Source organism: Paenibacillus sp. oral taxon 786 str. D14 (genome assembly GCF_000159955.1).
Taxonomy (GTDB): Bacteria; Bacillota; Bacilli; order Paenibacillales; family Paenibacillaceae; genus Fontibacillus; species Fontibacillus phoenicis.
Map to the genome: position 1 here is coordinate 318,856 of NZ_GG695970.1, position 16,609 is coordinate 335,464.

Annotated in this window: 19 protein-coding genes; all 19 read left to right on the plus strand. The window is 51.9% G+C overall.

Annotation, left to right across the window (positions count from 1 at the left end; translation table 11 throughout):
- A partial coding sequence (locus POTG_RS01535; RefSeq protein WP_009223026.1) for a CheB methylesterase domain-containing protein occupies nt 1-621 on the plus strand: 621 nt, incomplete at its 5' end.
- 73 nt (nt 622-694) lie between these two features.
- The gene (locus tag POTG_RS01540; protein ID WP_009223027.1) at nt 695-2,773 is read left to right on the plus strand and encodes a chemotaxis protein CheA; all 2,079 of its coding nucleotides are present in this window, start codon (nt 695-697) and stop codon (nt 2,771-2,773) included.
- A 33-nt stretch (nt 2,774-2,806) separates the two neighbouring features.
- Nucleotides 2,807-3,268: a chemotaxis protein CheW gene (locus POTG_RS01545; RefSeq protein WP_009223028.1), complete on the plus strand. Its 462-nt coding sequence runs from the start codon at nt 2,807-2,809 to the stop codon at nt 3,266-3,268.
- Nucleotides 3,269-3,272: 4 nt separating this feature from the next.
- On the plus strand, nt 3,273-3,902 hold the full coding sequence (locus POTG_RS01550; RefSeq protein ID WP_009223029.1) for a chemotaxis protein CheC: 630 nt from the start codon (nt 3,273-3,275) through the stop codon (nt 3,900-3,902).
- Entirely contained in the window at nt 3,892-4,389 is a 498-nt protein-coding gene (locus tag POTG_RS01555) for a chemotaxis protein CheD (RefSeq protein ID WP_009223030.1), read from the plus strand. Before POTG_RS01550 ends, POTG_RS01555 begins: the two co-directional genes overlap by 11 nt.
- Before the next feature lie 2 nt (nt 4,390-4,391).
- Entirely contained in the window at nt 4,392-4,814 is a 423-nt protein-coding gene (locus POTG_RS01560; RefSeq protein ID WP_036643745.1) for a hypothetical protein, read from the plus strand.
- Between the two features lie 15 nt (nt 4,815-4,829).
- A complete protein-coding gene (locus tag POTG_RS01565) occupies nt 4,830-5,618 on the plus strand; it encodes a FliA/WhiG family RNA polymerase sigma factor (protein ID WP_009223032.1) in 789 nt (262 codons plus the stop codon).
- A 43-nt stretch (nt 5,619-5,661) separates the two neighbouring features.
- On the plus strand, nt 5,662-7,071 hold the full coding sequence (locus POTG_RS01570) for a DUF342 domain-containing protein (RefSeq protein ID WP_009223033.1): 1,410 nt from the start codon (nt 5,662-5,664) through the stop codon (nt 7,069-7,071).
- Nucleotides 7,072-7,136: 65 nt separating this feature from the next.
- Entirely contained in the window at nt 7,137-7,457 is a 321-nt protein-coding gene (locus tag POTG_RS01575) for a hypothetical protein (protein ID WP_009223034.1), read from the plus strand.
- A gap of 35 nt (nt 7,458-7,492) precedes the next feature.
- Nucleotides 7,493-8,110 (plus strand): hypothetical protein, encoded by a 618-nt coding sequence (locus POTG_RS01580; protein WP_009223035.1) that lies wholly within the window; start codon nt 7,493-7,495, stop codon nt 8,108-8,110.
- On the plus strand, nt 8,107-8,724 hold the full coding sequence (locus POTG_RS01585) for an endolytic transglycosylase MltG (RefSeq protein ID WP_009223036.1): 618 nt from the start codon (nt 8,107-8,109) through the stop codon (nt 8,722-8,724). The genes POTG_RS01580 and POTG_RS01585 overlap by 4 nt, the downstream gene beginning before the upstream one ends.
- A 220-nt stretch (nt 8,725-8,944) precedes the next feature.
- Nucleotides 8,945-9,643 carry a 30S ribosomal protein S2 gene (gene rpsB / locus POTG_RS01590; RefSeq protein WP_009223037.1) on the plus strand — a complete coding sequence of 233 codons (699 nt, stop codon included), beginning with the start codon at nt 8,945-8,947 and terminating at the stop codon, nt 9,641-9,643.
- Nucleotides 9,644-9,842: 199 nt separating this feature from the next.
- Nucleotides 9,843-10,493: a translation elongation factor Ts gene (tsf, locus tag POTG_RS01595; RefSeq protein ID WP_009223038.1), complete on the plus strand. Its 651-nt coding sequence runs from the start codon at nt 9,843-9,845 to the stop codon at nt 10,491-10,493.
- A gap of 93 nt (nt 10,494-10,586) precedes the next feature.
- Nucleotides 10,587-11,315 carry a UMP kinase gene (gene pyrH / locus POTG_RS01600; RefSeq protein ID WP_009223039.1) on the plus strand — a complete coding sequence of 243 codons (729 nt, stop codon included), beginning with the start codon at nt 10,587-10,589 and terminating at the stop codon, nt 11,313-11,315.
- Nucleotides 11,315-11,869, plus strand: a complete 555-nt coding sequence (gene frr / locus POTG_RS01605; RefSeq protein WP_009223040.1) for a ribosome recycling factor — start codon at nt 11,315-11,317, stop codon at nt 11,867-11,869. Before pyrH ends, frr begins: the two co-directional genes overlap by 1 nt.
- A 71-nt stretch (nt 11,870-11,940) precedes the next feature.
- On the plus strand, nt 11,941-12,708 hold the full coding sequence (locus tag POTG_RS01610) for an isoprenyl transferase (RefSeq protein ID WP_009223041.1): 768 nt from the start codon (nt 11,941-11,943) through the stop codon (nt 12,706-12,708).
- A 19-nt stretch (nt 12,709-12,727) separates the two neighbouring features.
- Nucleotides 12,728-13,525 carry a phosphatidate cytidylyltransferase gene (locus POTG_RS01615; protein WP_009223042.1) on the plus strand — a complete coding sequence of 266 codons (798 nt, stop codon included), beginning with the start codon at nt 12,728-12,730 and terminating at the stop codon, nt 13,523-13,525.
- A 469-nt stretch (nt 13,526-13,994) separates the two neighbouring features.
- Nucleotides 13,995-15,134: a 1-deoxy-D-xylulose-5-phosphate reductoisomerase gene (locus POTG_RS01620; RefSeq protein ID WP_009223043.1), complete on the plus strand. Its 1,140-nt coding sequence runs from the start codon at nt 13,995-13,997 to the stop codon at nt 15,132-15,134.
- Between the two features lie 140 nt (nt 15,135-15,274).
- The gene (rseP, locus tag POTG_RS01625) at nt 15,275-16,549 is read left to right on the plus strand and encodes an RIP metalloprotease RseP (protein ID WP_009223044.1); all 1,275 of its coding nucleotides are present in this window, start codon (nt 15,275-15,277) and stop codon (nt 16,547-16,549) included.
- Nucleotides 16,550-16,609: the final 60 nt, after the last annotated feature.

Below are 16,609 nucleotides of genomic sequence, written 5' to 3' on the forward strand. Positions count from 1 at the left end.
CGTCCCCGCTGCGGACGCCCTCCAGAGGAGTTCACCGATCTTGTTGCGATCGGTACTTCAACCGGGGGCCCCAAGGCGCTCAAAGCCGTCTTGGAGAAAATCCCGGGGGACTTTCCGGCACCGATTGTCATCGTGCAGCATATGCCGCCGAACTTTACCAAGTCGCTCGCTCAGCGGCTGAACAGCTTATGCGAGCTCAACGTCGTTGAGGCGGAGCAAGGCCAGGAGCTGCAAAGTGGGACGGCATACATTGCTCCGGGAGGTTTCCATATGAACGTCGTGCCTAGTCCGGCAGGCGGTTATCGCGTACATTTGACGACCGACCAGCCTTGCAACGGACATCGACCTTCGGTGGACGTCTTGTATGAATCGCTGCTCCCGCTGCAAGCGCTGAAACGTCATATCGTACTGCTAACGGGGATGGGCAGCGACGGGGCGAGAGTCATGAAGCGGCTTTATGACGCTGGCGTGACTTCCACCATTGCCGAGAGCGAAGAGACGTGCGTCGTATTCGGTATGCCGCGCTCGGCAATCGAACTGAAATGCGTCAGCCATGTATTACCGCTATACGAGATTGGCCCCAAGCTTGTACAAGAAGTAGCTAAAAAAGCCAGCTTGTGAAGAATCCTAACCCTTTTTTAGCTCACCACGAAATTGAGTTATTAACGGAATCTCTTGGAGGAGGTGCCTCACCATGGACATGAATCAGTATTTATCCATGTTTATCGATGAGTCGAACGATCATTTGCAATCATTAAACGAAAAAATGCTGGAGCTGGAAAACAACCCCGACGATATCAGCATCGTTCAAGTCATCTTCCGATCGGCCCATACGCTGAAAGGGATGGCGGCAACGATGGGGTTCGAGGATTTGTCTTCGCTCACGCACCAGATGGAGAACGTCCTGGACCTCGTCCGGAACGAAAAGCTGAAAATGCAGGAATTTATCTTCGACACCCTGTTTAAGAGCCTGGATGCGCTGCAAATGATGGTGCAGGACATTACCCAAGGCGGCGAAGGGAAAGCGGACGTCAGCGATATCGTTGATGCACTGCAGTCCATCGTACGCGGGGATTTTACGGAAGGCGGAAGCTCGGCGGCAAGCAAGCCGGCAGCAGCTGGGGCCGCGGCGAACAGCACATCGGCTATCCAACTGGATCAATATCAATATTCCGTCTTGGAGCAGTCCATCACGGAAGGACATAAGGTGTTGTACATCGAAGTGGCGATCCGGGAGGATTGCCAACTGAAAGCGGCACGCGCCTACCTCGTCTTTGATCTCCTGGAAAGATTCGGGGAAATCGTGAAATCTTCGCCATCTGTACAGGATATCGAGCAAGAGAAATTTGACCGAAGCTTTTCCCTTTATTACATAACCCAAAAAGATTCCGCCGAGATTCAAAGTATGATCATGAATCTGTCGGAAATTGATTCGGCCCAGGTTGCGGCGCTGGATCATGAAACTTTAGCACAGCTGAATGCCGGAGCGAAGGAGGCGGCTGCGACGGCCGAAGCCGTAGCACCAGCTCCTGCTCAGGCCCCAAGCCAACCAGCTCCAGCTAAACCAGCTGCAGCGCCTGAAGCGAAAACGAACGCTCGCCCAGCTGGAGGAGCCTCCGCTCCCGCCCGTACGATTCGGGTGGATATCGAGCGCCTGGACGTGCTGATGAATCTGCTCAGCGAATTGTTGATTGACCGTGCTCGCTTGGAGCAGCTGGCTACAGAAGTCAAACGAAGCGACTTAACTGAAACGGTTGAGCATATGAGCCGTGTCGGCAGCGATTTGCAGAACATTGTGCTGAAGCTGCGGATGGTTCCAGTCGATACCGTGTTCAACCGCTTCCCGCGGATGGTTCGCGATCTAGCGAAATCGCTCGACAAGAAAATCGATCTGAACATCGTGGGTGCGGAAACGGAACTCGATCGCACAGTCATCGACGAAATCGGGGATCCCTTAGTGCATCTGCTTCGGAATGCCGTTGACCATGGGGTAGAATCCACGGCCGAACGGATTGCCGCAGGTAAACCGGAAGCCGGGACAATTCAGCTGCGGGCTTTCCATAGCGGTAATCATGTGTTTATCGAAATCGAGGATGACGGACACGGCATTGACCGCAATAAAGTACTGCAAAGAGCGCTCAAAAACGGCATCATCAAAGAGAGCGAAGCCGCCTCGATGACGGACGAGCAGGTGTACATGCTCTTGTTTGCTCCGGGCTTTAGTACAGCCGAGGTCATCTCCGATATTTCCGGACGCGGGGTTGGACTTGACGTCGTCAAATCCAAAATCGAATCCTTAAGCGGCGCAGTATCGGTAGAATCGAAGCTGGGCGTCGGTACGAAGTTTTCCGTACAGCTTCCGCTGACCTTGTCGATTATTTCGGCCATGCTCATTAAGGTCGGGGAAGAAAAATATGCGATTCCGCTGTCCTCCATCGTCGAAACCGGCTTAATCCGGCGCGACCAGATTCGGGAAGTGCACGGTTATACGATGGTCGCTTACCGCGATACCCATATTCCTTTCATGTCGCTCGCGAAGTTATTTGACATTCCGGGCTTCTCCGAGAATGATGAAGAGGAAACGGAAATCGTCGTGATCCGCAAAGGTGATCGGTTAGCTGCGTTAGCGATCGAGGATTTCATTGGCCAAAGCGAAATCGTGATTAAAAACCTGGGCAAATATCTGCCATCGATTCAAGGGGTTGCCGGTGCAACGATTCTGGGCGATGGTCAGGTTGCGCTCATCATCGATCCGAACGCCTTCATTAAATAAGGTCAGTTATACACTCTAAGGGAGGGTTTCCACATGGGAGAGGAATTAAAAGTTATCGTATTTAAGTTAGGGCATGAAGAATACGGCATCGACGTGGACAAGGTCCAAACGATCGAACGCATGATGCCCATCACGCGCGTTCCCAAAACCTATTCATTTGTGAAAGGCGTGATTAATCTGCGCGGCGTCGTCATTCCGGTGATCGATTTGCGCGGCCGCTTTGGACTGCCGGAGACCGAATACACGGATCAGACCCGGATCATTATTGTCTCGGCTAACGAAATGCAGGTAGGCTTCATCGTTGACTCTGCCAATGATGTCATCGACCTGAATACCGATTTGATCGACTCGCCGCCGGATGTCGTTGGCGGCATCAAAGCTAAATATCTTCACGGGGTAGCCCGAATTTCCGAGGAACGGCTGCTGGTCATGCTGAATTTGTCGGAAGTGCTTAGCCGTAAGGAAATCATTCAATTAGAAAGCTTAGAGGGCTAACGCCGTGGATTTGTTCAGAGGGTTCGAAGACTTCAAAATAGACATTTTGAAGGAGGTCGGCAATATCGGCGCGGGAAATGCCGCTACGGCGTTGTCCAAGCTGCTGGACAAGCCGATCGATATGGCCGTTCCTATGGTCCAGATGCTCCCGTTTGAAGCGATTGCGGATCGTGTCGGCGGCGCGGAAAACTTGGTGCTGGCCGTATTCTTCCGTGTGGAAGGGGATGCGCCGGGCAATCTGTTTTTCATCCTAAGCCCGGAAGCCGCGAAGAAGCTGCTGACTCGTTTGGCCGGTATCACGGTGGATGATGGTGGAACCTTCTCTGAGATGGGGTGGTCGGCGTTATCGGAAATCGGAAATATTTTGGCCGGTTCGTATTTGTCATCGTTGGCCGATTTCACCTCCCTGCAAATGTCGCCTACTGTACCTGCTTTAGCTCTGGACATGGCGGGTGCGATCTTGAGTTACGGACTCCTGCAGTTTGGCGAAATGGGGGATTCCGCCCTACTGATCGATACGAAATTTATTGAAGGCCAAGATGAGGTGGAAGGTCAGTTCTTCCTCATTCCGGATCCGGATTCATTCGCCAAAATCTTTGCAGCGCTTGGAGTACCGATTGATCATGATCGATGAGCAGTATGTCGTCAAGGTAGGCATGGCCGAGTTGAATGTCATTACTCAGCAGGGATTGATACGGACAACGGGCCTAGGCTCCTGTGTAGGATTGACCTTATACGACCTGCAGCTTAAAATTGCCGGTCTTGCGCACGTGATGTTGCCTTCCTCGGACATTGCCCGGGAAGGGGCGCTGAATATCGCCAAGTATGCTGATACAGCCATTCCGGCCCTCTACCGGAAGCTGCTGGACCTTGGAGCAGCGCCAAGCCGCCTAGTTGCTAAGATGGCCGGCGGTTCACAAATGTTTACCTTTGCCGGCAGCAACGACACGATGCGGATTGGTCCACGTAATGTGGAGTCTTGCAAGCAACAGCTGTCTGAACTCGGCATCCCATTGCTCGCGGAGGATACGGGCGGCAATTACGGCCGAACGATCGAACTGGACAGCATGACGGGGATCTTATATGTGCGAAGTGTACAAATGGGGATAAAGGAATTGTAGCCATGCCAGGAAAATTGAGATATTACTTGATGTCGGGCTTTATCGGTTTTCTAATTACGTTTGCCGTTTCGGCAGGAAACAATTTATTCATGACCAGCTTTGTTCGAGGGCTTATTTCGTTTGCCGTTTGGTTTCTGTTGGCGTTTGCGGCCAACTGGATGTTGGGGTTCCTGAAGGAAATGCCGGGGGATTATGCTCCTGTTCCGGAAGCTGACCCTACGTCCGAGGAGGGCAAGGGCACGAATCTCGATTTGCTGACGCCAGACGAGAGCGAGCAGCTCAATGATCTGTTAAAGCCTGCTCCGGCCGCTTCGGATGCGGAGAAGCAATTTGCGCCGCTGAATCCGCCAAAATTAGTGAAGACACCTGACGGCAAAGATCCTGAAGAGCTGGTTAAGGTCGTTCGTCACCTGACAGAACAATAAGGAGGGTGAAGGCAATTGAACGAGCGGAAGACATCCACTCTGAATCATGCCGACCTTTGGGAAAGATGGAAAGAGCACGGTGATTTAGAGGCCAAGAAACAACTTATCGAGAAGTATCTGCCCATTGTCGACTACGTTTCAGGACGTCTCGCTGTCGGTTTGCCCAAAAACGTATCCAAGGACGATCTCGCCAGCAACGGTGTTATGGGATTGATCGATGCGGTCGAAAAGTTTGACTATAAACGGGGACTTCAGTTCGAAACCTATGCATCTTGGCGGGTTCGGGGGGCGATTTTGGACGGCCTGCGGCAAGGGGACTGGGTTCCCCGATCCGTGAGAGAGAAAGCCAAGAAAATCGAAGAGGGTTACCAGCATCTAGAGCAGCAATATCTCCGCTCCGTCACAGACGCTGAGATGAGTTCCTATCTCAATGTTAGCGAGAAGGAATTTCAAAGTATGCTTCAGGAAGTTGCCGTCATGACCCTTTGTTCGCTGGAGGATCCCATCCGCGAAGAAGAATCGGAGACTCGTCTTACTTTACTCGTTGACGAAAAGGCAAAAAACCCGGATTATAAGGTTAGGGAGTTCTATCTTCGTGAATCCCTTGCAAAAGGGATTGAGAAGTTGACCGAGAAGGAACGTACAGTGGTCTCCCTACTATATTATGAGGATTTATCCTTGAGCGAGATCGCCGAGGTCATGTCTTTGTCGCCCTCGCGGATTTCGCAATTGCACTCTAAGGCGATCTTGCGCCTTCGGGGCAGCTTAGAGAAGCAGCGCGATCTATTGCTGGCTGAAGACTGACGGGTTATTTTATAACGAGTGAATGATGAGGGGGGACGGCTTCGTGGAGCTATTGGATGATTTAAAGCAGATCTTAAGCGTGACGCTGAACGATGATAAGACGGTGGCCTATCTGCAATTTTTAAAGAAAGAAGATGATTTTTCCTGTACGCCGGATGCACTGCTTCACTTCCTGCAAAGCGAAGGCATCAAGTATGGGATTCAGGAGGATATCGTCAAGCGATTTGCAGCGAATCCCAAGGAGTACTTTTTCAGTAGAACGCCGATCGCGATGGGACAAGAGCCGGTTCATGGGGAAAACGGGTTTATCCGCTATGCCATTTCGATTGACGACGATCATCAACATCGGCCGGTTGAAACGGAAGACGGCAAAGTTGATTTGAAGGATGTCACGCGGCTTAATAATATCCGCAAAGGGCAACTAATCGCGGAGCTGGTACCTCCTGTTCCGGGCCGCAACGGAACGGCGGTAACGGGCGAAGCGATTCCTTGCCGCGAAGGTAGAGAAGCGCGGTTCAAGGTCGGCAAGAACGTCGTGTTAAACGCGGAACAGACCGCGATGTATGCAGCCATCGACGGCCTGGTGACGCGGACGGAGAAGGGGAAGCTTAATGTGTTCCCGGTTTATGAGATTAACGGGGACGTCGATTACGGTGTTGGAAATATCAATTTCGTAGGAACGGTCGTTGTCCGCGGGAATGTGCTGACAGGCTTTCGCATCAGCGCTGCCGGGGACATTCGCGTCGTTGGCGGGGTTGAAGGAGCCGAGTTGATTGCGGACGGGTCCATCGAAATTTCCGGGGGCATCATCGGATATAACAAAGGACTGGTAAAGGCGGGACATCATGTAAAAAGCTCGTTTATCCAAGACGGTAACGTCCAAGCGGGAGAAGACGTCATCGTGTCGCAGAGCATTATGCACTCCAACATTCGTGCCGGCCGCGACGTCATCTGTAACGGGGCCAAGGGCTTGATCGTCGGGGGGAACATCCAGGCCGGCGAGAAAGTGGTTGCGCGGATTATCGGCAACCCGATGTCGACAACGACCTCGATCGAAGTGGGCGCCTTGCCAGAACTGCGGAACGAGCTGTTAGAGCTGCGGCAGCAGGTGAAGGACCAGTTGGCGAATTTGGACAAGACGGAGAAGGCGCTGACGCTGCTTGATCAGCTGGCCTCCATGGGCAAATTGCCGCCGGACAAGGTCGAGATGCGTTCGAAGCTGAATATGACCAAGAAATCGAACACGCAGGAACTGAATCTAATGAAGGAACGCATTCTGGCGATTGAGAAGGCGCTCGAGGATACGGGGAAAGCCCGGGTTGATGTCCTTAAAATGATTTACGGCGGTTCCAAAATCGTCATTGGAAGATATACCAAGTACATTAAGGAGCCCATTTCGCGAATGACTTTCTATTTTAGCGAAGGGGATATTTCCATGTCGCCTCTCATCTAGGACTGGCATGCCAAGGAACGATATTCGAATTATCCATTCCCTTCGTTGAATCATGAGGTGATCCCATGAATATGAAATCCGTGGAAATGCAAATCGCAGTCCCTCGGACAAGTGAGGCGGGGCGTGTTCAACATGATCAGCAGCAACGGCCTCTTCATGACCAGGGTCTGTTATCGCTTCAAGGGTTAAAGGACAGCGAGATCGAGCGCCGGCGCAGCGCTAACGTAGATGAGAGTGCTCATAATACGACGGTAAAGCGCGAAGGGAAAGGTTCTTTCACGTCGGAGCAGGAACATGGCAACTCCCAGGACAAGCCGGACGAACAAGGACAAGGGCATAAGGCGGAACATCCTTATAAGGGCAAACATATCGACCTGTCTTTATAGAGGAGACCACATGAACGCAAAGGGTGAGGATTAGATTGTCATTTGGAGAGCCTTGGTTTTACATCGTGTTGCTTGGGGCAGCGGCACTTGTCTATGCCCTGCTGCTGCCGGGACGCCAAGCAGCGGCACCCAAAGCGGAAATGGCCAGGGAGCTGGAGGCCACTTTGGAGCAGTATATGGCGGAAATCGAAAATGAAAACCAAGAATTAATCGATATGGTTGCGAAGATGAAGCAGGATTTAACATCCAAACAGTTAGCCCAGCAAGAGCAGATTGCCGAGCTACGCCAACGTTTGGGGGATGCGGAAGCTTACGCAAAGCAAACGGAAGCACGGCTTGAACTTGTGGAAAATGCCATGAAGGAGAAGGCGGTTCGTGATGCATCCTCAGAGCCTGAGGAGACTCCGCAAGTCATCCAGCCTCAGCTTGAGGCTGCGGCTGCCGCAGAGTCCGACCATTTGTCTGCAGAACAAACACCATTACCGGATGGACCGGTGCCGCCGCAACAAGAGCTGGTTCGGGATCGATACCCCGAACTGTTCGAGTTGTATGACAAAGGGAAATCGATCGATATGATCGCCAAATCGACGGGCTTCCAACGGGGGGAGGTTCAGCTGATCCTGCAGCTGGCCAAGAAGGAGGAGTCCCGATGATGAAAAACCGCCAGTTTATGCTTGGTTTGGGATGCGGACTCATCGCCGGGGCTTTGCTTCTGCAGCTCATGCTGATTGGACAAGGCAGCAACAATGATCTCCATTCGAAGGAACAGATCGAACGTGCTGCTGTGCTGGCCGGTTTAAAGGTCGTAGAGGCGGATCAGGAGTTGTTGACGGAAGAGGAATGGATGGAGCGTTCCGGACTAGCATCCGATTCGGCTGGGAATGAGGACGAGAACGGTGATGTAACGCCGGCCGATCCAAAGCAGCCAGATGCACCTGCGTCTCCCGAAGCTCCGGACGCACCAGAAGCAGGGGAAGGATCTACTTCTTCGGACGCCAAGGCCGGAGGAACGAACGAACCCGCTTCCCCGAACCCGCCTCAGCCAGCGACGGTGGAATACAAGATTGTTGCTGGGACAACGCTGGAAGGCGTAGCTCAAGGCCTGGAGCAAGCCGGGGTGATTGAGGATCAGGATGCGTTTCTGAAAACCGCGATCAATAAGAAAATCAACCGTAAGGTTCGCGCAGGCACCTATACTTTTCAAGTTGGCGAAAGTTATGATTCGATCATTTCAAAAATCTCCATAAAGGCTTCCGGGAGCAAATAAAATAGATGTATAAAAAGGCACCTCGGGTGCCTTTTTATGTTGCTGTCATTTTGCGTCAAACTTCGGTTGCATCCCTATTTTAGTTATGGTATATTAATTACGGTGTTATAACGCACGCAGGATGATTTCGCTAAGGGTGCTCACGATTAGAGGGAGTCTTAGCGGGAAATGAAACCTGCGGAGGAAGCATCAAAAAAACCAAACTAGGAGGTGCGTGAAGATGGCAGTAATCTCCATGAAACAACTGCTTGAAGCAGGTGTTCATTTCGGTCACCAGACTCGTCGCTGGAATCCGAAAATGGATCGTTATATCTTCACCGAAAGAAACGGTATTTACATCATTGACCTGCAAAAAACGGTCAAGAAAGTGGAAGAAGCTTATAACTTCGTAAAACGCATTGCTGAAGAGAATGGCACCATTCTGTTCGTGGGCACGAAGAAACAAGCTCAAGATTCTGTAAAAGAAGAAGCTGAGCGCGCTGGTCAATTCTACATTAACCAACGTTGGCTGGGCGGTACGCTGACGAACTTCCAAACGATCCAAAAACGGATCGAACGTTTGAAACAACTCGAAACTTGGGAAGAAGACGGCACGTTCTCCGTATTGCCGAAGAAAGAAGTTATCATTCTTCGCAAAGAGAAAGAACGTCTTGAGAAATTCCTGGGCGGGATCAAGAACATGAAGAGCTTGCCAAGCGCTCTGTTCGTTATCGATCCTCGCAAAGAACGTATCGCAGTTGCCGAAGCTCGCAAATTGGGTATCCCGATTGTGGGTATCGTCGACACGAACTGCGATCCGGACGAAATCGACTACGTCATTCCGGGTAACGACGACGCGATCCGCGCCGTAAAACTGTTGACGGGTAAAATGGCGGATGCCGTGATCGAAGCTCATCAAGGCGAACAAACGACGGCTTAATGGCTTTGGCCATACGCTAAATCGATAAATTAAATGAAAAGGGTGGTTGGTAGGTGTCAAACCTCTCACTACCCTTTTTTTAAAGGGAAAGGACGGGATAGAATCTTCTGCAGTACGATCTTATTCAATCTGCAGTTGGTTTTATGCCTTCACAGTTACAGGGGGTATCCCCTATATATCGATATGGAGGGAATTAAACATGGCTGTTGATGCAAAATCGGTCAAAGAACTACGTGAAAAAACCGGCGCGGGAATGCTGGACTGCAAAAAGGCGTTGGAAGAATCCAACGGCGATATGACGAAAGCTGTTGAAATCTTGCGTGAAAAAGGCCTGGCTGCTGCAGCAAATAAAGCTGGCCGGATCGCGACAGAAGGCGTTGTTGAATCTTATATCCACGCAGGCGGCCGTATCGGCGTTCTGGTTGAGATCAACACGGAAACGGACTTCGTTGCGAAGAACGAACAGTTCAAAGAATTTGCACGCGACGTTGCGATGCATATCGCTGCGATGAGCCCTCGCTACGTACGCCGTGAAGAAGTTCCGCAAGAGGAAATCGAGAAAGAGAAGGAAATTCTGAAAGCTCAAGCGCTGAACGAAGGCAAACCGGAAAAAATCGTTGAAAAAATGGTCGAAGGCCGCATCGGCAAATACTACGAAGAGTTCTGCTTGATGGAACAAGCTTTCGTTAAAGACCCAGACAAAACGATTGAGCAATTGCTGAAAGAAAAAATCAGCACGATCGGTGAAAACATCTCCATTCGTCGTTTTGTTCGCTACGAGCTTGGCGAAGGTCTGGAAAAGAAAGTGGACAACTTCGTAGAAGAAGTTATGTCTCAAGTGAACAAATAAGCAAACCATCTCACATACATGTGAAGGAAAGTTGGAACACGCCGTGTTCCTTCTTTTTTAACCCGCGAAAGAGTTCGATGTGGAGGTATACATTTGGAACAGCCAGTGTTTAAACGTGTTGTCTTAAAGGTTAGCGGGGAGTCATTAGCCGGTCAAAATGGTTACGGCATCGACGCCGATACGATCGCATCCATTGCCCAACAGGTGAAGGAAGTCGTAGAGCTGGGCGTACAGGTCGCCATCGTATGCGGCGGCGGCAACATTTGGCGCGGGATTGCCGGGAGTGCCAAAGGGATCGACCGCGCAACGGCGGATTATATGGGAATGCTCGCGACCGTGATGAATTCCCTGGCACTGCAGGACGCGCTGGAGCAAATCGAGGTGCCAACCCGGGTGCAAACCTCGATTGCGATGCAGCAAATTGCCGAACCTTATATCCGGCGTCGGGCGATCCGCCACTTGGAGAAGGGTCGGGTTGTGATTTTCGCGGCGGGTACGGGCAATCCGTTCTTTTCCACGGACACTACAGCAGCGCTGCGCGCGGCTGAAATTGAGGCGGAAGTCATCCTGATGGCGAAGAACAAGGTGGATGGCGTCTACTCCGCAGATCCGTTTGTAGATCCAAACGCGGTGAAGTACGAATCTCTCACGTATTTGGATGTGCTGAACAAGAACCTTGGTGTCATGGATTCTACGGCGTCCTCGCTGTGCATGGACAATGATATTCCGTTGATTGTTTTTGCGATTACTGAACAAGGGAACATTAAACGCGTCGTGCTCGGTGAAAAAATCGGGACGATCGTCAAAGGGAGTGTAGATTAATGCCGCAAACGATTAAGAAACATGCCGAAGAACGCATGGAGAAAGCGATTCAGGCGCTGAGAAGAGATCTTTCGACGCTGCGCGCCGGTAGAGCTACGCCTTCGCTGCTTGATCGCATTCAGGTTGATTATTACGGTTCGCCGACGCCAATCAACCAGTTGGCCAATATCAACACGCCGGATTCCCGGACGTTGCTGATCCAGCCTTGGGACAAATCGTCGCTATCGGAAATTGAGCGGGCGATTCAAAAATCGGATCTCGGATTAACGCCTGCAAACGATGGTTCGTCCATTCGCTTGACGATTCCAGCCTTAACGGAAGAACGTCGGATCGAGCTCGTGAAGATGACGAAGAAATTCGGTGAGGAAGCAAAGGTGGCGATCCGCAACATTCGCCGCGATGCGAACGACGACATCAAGAAGCTGGAGAAAACCGACATTTCCGAGGATGAATCGCGCCGGCATCAGGAAGACATTCAGAAAACAACGGATAAATTTATCGCGGAAGTGGATAAGGTCCTCGCTGCGAAAGAAAAAGAGATCATGGAAGTCTAAGAGACAAAAAGCGGCCCCTCCTATTACGGTGGGGTTTTGTCTCTTTTTCATCATCGGCTGGAGGAAAAGGAATGATCAAGTTATTTCAACCTTGGCGGAAAAAGAAAAATCCTGGGGCATTCGTCAGCCTGTCCCCGGACAATATCCCGAAACATGTTGCGATTATTATGGACGGGAACGGAAGATGGGCGCGCAGGCTTGGTATGCCGCGAATCGTCGGCCATCGATCGGGGATGAAAGCCGTCAAGCGGGCGACGATCGCTGCCGACGAACTTGGCATTTCCATTTTGACGCTGTATGCTTTCTCAACGGAAAATTGGAAACGGCCGAAGGATGAAGTGGACTATTTGATGTCGCTTCCGCAGGAGTTTCTGGCGATCGAGCTGGATGAATTGGTTGAAAAGAACGTCCAGGTTCGCATGATGGGACATACGGATGAGCTGCCCGCGCATACGATTGCGGCAATGGAGGAAGCGATTGAGCGGACGAAGCACAATACCGGCTTGATCTTGAATTTTGCTTTGAATTACGGCAGCCGTCGCGAAATTACGGAAAGCGTCAAGGGTATCGCGAAGGCTGTACAATCCGGGGAGCTGTCGGTGGAGGACATTACGCCGGATACGATTGAATCCCGGCTGTTATCCGCCGGGTTGCCTGATCCGGATTTGCTGATTCGGACGAGCGGAGAACTGCGATTAAGTAATTTTATGTTATGGCAAACGGCGTATAGTGAGCTTTGGTTCACGGATATTTTCTGGCCTGATTTCAGCAAGGAGCATTTGGTTCAAGCGGTGGCGGAGTATCAACGCCGCACGCGGCGGTACGGTGGATTAACCTAGCGATGGAAGGTGTAGACTGGTGAAACAGCGGTTGATAACGGGGATCATTGCCGGCGGCTTTTTCCTCGGAATGTGCTGGCTTGGCGGAACTCTCTATCATGTACTCATCATGCTTATGGCGCTCATCGGATATTACGAATTCGTACGCATGACGCGCATCCCAGCGTTCCAGGGCACGGCCATCCTGGGCTATTTAGGCGTGGTTTATCTTGCGTTTCCGTGGCGGCTGCTTGAGATCGACAGACCGCTGAGCGATTCGGCGGTATTGTGGCTATTCATGCTGCTCTTCCTGGCGGTGACCGTGATCAGTAAGAACGAGATCCCAATCGGTCAGGTCGCCTTGCTCTATATAGGTATGGTTTATGTCGGCATCGGATTTGCGGCGATTGCGGAAACTCGCAATACGACCGATGGTCACGGCTTATTCTGGACGTTTCTGATGCTGGCGTCGATCTGGAGCAGTGATGCGGGCGCTTATTTTGCCGGGCGGCGGTTCGGGAAGCATAAGCTTTGGCCTGCGATCAGTCCGAACAAAACCGTCGAAGGGGCGCTGGGCGGCGTTTTGCTGGCGGTCATCGTTGCGGTGATCTTTGCGCTCGCTTCCGGCGGGTTGCTTACGGTCGGACGAGCCGTGCTGATCGGGATATCTGCCGCAGTCGTCGGCCAATTTGGCGACCTGATCCAATCGGCGTACAAGCGCGTATATGGCATCAAGGATTCCGGCAAGCTGTTGCCGGGTCATGGCGGGATTTTGGACCGGTGTGACAGTTGGATTACGGTGTTCCCGTTCATACATATCCTAACCCTTCTTCCTTAGTAAGGTGGATTTAAAATCGGCTTCCCATCACGAAGTGAACTCAGGGGTGCGGAATCGGCGTCGAATCTTGAATTCAGCCGGGCCTTCCGTTGCTCACGTACCCCCATGTACGCTGCGCTACTCAGTCCCTAGCTTCATCCAACCTTCTTGGTGCTGAAAACCCGATTTTAAATCTTTTATTGAACTGGTGGATTTAAAATCGGCTCCCCATCACGAAGTGAACTCAGGGGTGCGGAATCGGCGTCGAATCTTGAATTCAGCCGGGCTAACGGACACCAGAGGTCTTATTGGTGTAAATAAGAAGGGTTACAGAAGCTAACGGACCTCAGAGACCTTAATTGGGCAAAAGACATCAAGTGAGATGCTTTTGGCTTGAAATAACATCCCTGGAGTCCGTTACAGCGGGAAATGGTCGGGAAATAGATAAATAACGGCGCTACGGTCCGTTAGAAGGTAGGTAGGTGCAACAATGAAGAAAATCGCGTTGATTGGCTCGACCGGTTCCATCGGCACGCAAACGCTGGATGTGATCCGGGCGTATCCCGGGGAGTTTCGGCTGGAAGGATTGGCGGCGGGCAGCAATCTGGAGTTGTTTGCTAAACAAGTCCATGAGTTTCGGCCCCGTAAAGCCTCAGTTGCCACCAAACAATTGGCTGACCGGATTCGTCCGGAGCTGCCGGAAGGCGTGGAGCTCTACTATGGCGAGCAAGGGTTGATCGAAGTGGCAGCGGGAACCGATGCCGATACGGTTGTGACGGCCATTGTCGGCAGCGCAGGGCTGCCCGCGACACTTGCGGCAATCGAGGAAGGCAAGCACATTGCGTTGGCGAACAAGGAAACGCTGGTGACGGCCGGGCACCTGGTCACAGAGCTGGCACAGCGCAAAGGAGTCGCGCTGCTTCCGGTCGACAGCGAGCACTCAGCCATTTTCCAATGCCTGAACGGTGAAAACAAGCAAGAAGTTCGTCAAATTACGTTGACGGCTTCCGGCGGTTCATTCCGGGATCTGACGCGAAATCAGCTTCGGGATGTCACGGTAGAGGACGCCTTAAAGCATCCCAACTGGTCGATGGGCGCTAAAATTACTATCGACTCGGCCACGATGGTCAACAAAGGATTGGAAGTCATCGAAGCGCACTGGTTGTTTGGGCTTCCCTTTGAGCAAATCGGGGTCTTACTGCACCCGGAAAGCATCATCCACTCCTTCGTTGAATATCGTGACGGCAGCGTGATCGCCCAGTTAGGGACACCGGACATGCGCGTGCCGATCCAATATGCGCTGACCTATCCGCATCGCTGGCCATCGGCGGCGAAACGGTTGTCGTTGGCCGAGATCGGGAAGCTGCATTTTCGGGAGATGGACTTCGAGCGGTTCCCTTGTTTAAGACTTGCCTATGAGTGTGGTAAAATAGGAGGTACGGCAACCAGCGTTTACAATGCCGCGAATGAAGCGGCAGTCGCCCGCTTTTTGAAAGGGGAGATTCCTTTCTTGCAGATCGAGGCGATTATTGAAACGGCGTTAGCCAAACATGAGGTACAGTCCCATCCGGATCTGGAAACGATTCGCGAAGCGGATCGTTGGGCAAGAGCCCTTGCTGAGACGCTTTAATCGCGGTGAGGCTTTCGCACCATTAGAAGAACCTCGTGATCAAAAGCTGTAGGCGGCGGTATTCTCTTGTGCCTGATCGGAGAATATATTAATCTAAAGTAACGTTGGACGATCCGTGGCCAGAAGGGGGATGCTTACGCTTGGAATTGCTGAAAATCATATTTTTGACGGTGCTCATGTTTTTCGTCATCGTTACGGTGCATGAATGGGGACATTACTTCTTTGCGAAGCGTGCTGGCATTTTGGTACGGGAGTTCGCCATCGGGTTTGGCCCCAAGCTGCTGTCTTTTAAACGGGGTGAGACCCAGTTTACCTTGCGTTTGCTTCCTTTCGGCGGTTATGCGCGTATGGCGGGGGAAGATCCGGAGCTGATCCAGATTTCAGACGGACAAACCATCGCCTTGCGTCTGGAGAACGATCAGGTTCGGAAGATTTATCTGGACCGATTGGACAGTCGTAAAAACGTAATCCGCGGCGAAGTGCAGCACATCGACCTTGAGGACGATCTTGCGGTACGATTGGATGTGGACGGCGAAGCGCTCACCTACCGCGTGCATCCGCAAGCCATGCTGGTGGCGAAAGGCAAAGAGACGCAAATTGCGCCGAGAGACCGGCAGTACGGCAGCAAAACCGTAGGGCAGCGGGCTCTATCGATTTTCGCGGGTCCTTTGATGAACTTTATTTTGGCGTTTGTGCTGTTCGCCCTGCATACCCAAATGGCGGGGATTCCGTTGGATCAACCCAGCCACCTGCAAATCGGCGAGGTGATGAAAGGCATGCCGGCTGAGGAAGTAGGGCTCAAAACGGGCGATATCATCGAAAAGATCAACGGAACTCCGGTAGGAACCGATGCGAATAAAATGATCGACATGATCCAGGATTCGAAAAACAAGCCGATGACGTGGACGATTAAACGCGGGGACGAAACTTTGAATGTCACCATTACCCCGAAAGGGGCGGAGAATGAGGACGGCAAAATCGGAAGCACGATCGTCACCGTTTTCCCGACGCGCAGCGCGTCCATTGGAGAGACGTTCCAAGTCGCCGGGGAGGACATGGTCAACACGACGAAGGCGATCTTTCTCGGGTTCAAACAGTTGATCAATCGCTTTAACATGGATGATCTGGGCGGACCGGTGCGCACATTTGAAGTGACCGGCCAAATCGCGAAGCAAGGGATTGTTCAGTTAACCTATTGGGCGGCGATTTTAAGCCTCTATTTGGGGATCTTTAACCTGCTGCCGATCCCGGCGCTCGACGGAAGTCGTCTGATCTTCCTAGGGGTCGAAGCCTTGCGCGGCAAACCGATTGATCCCAACCGCGAAGGTATGGTACATTTCATCGGATTTGCGATGTTATTCCTGCTGATGATTGCGGTCACGTATAACGACATTTTGCGCTTGATTCACGGCTGATTTAAGACGGATACGCAGCTGACGGCGCAGGTGAATATTAAACTTGTGGTTTTTAACGGG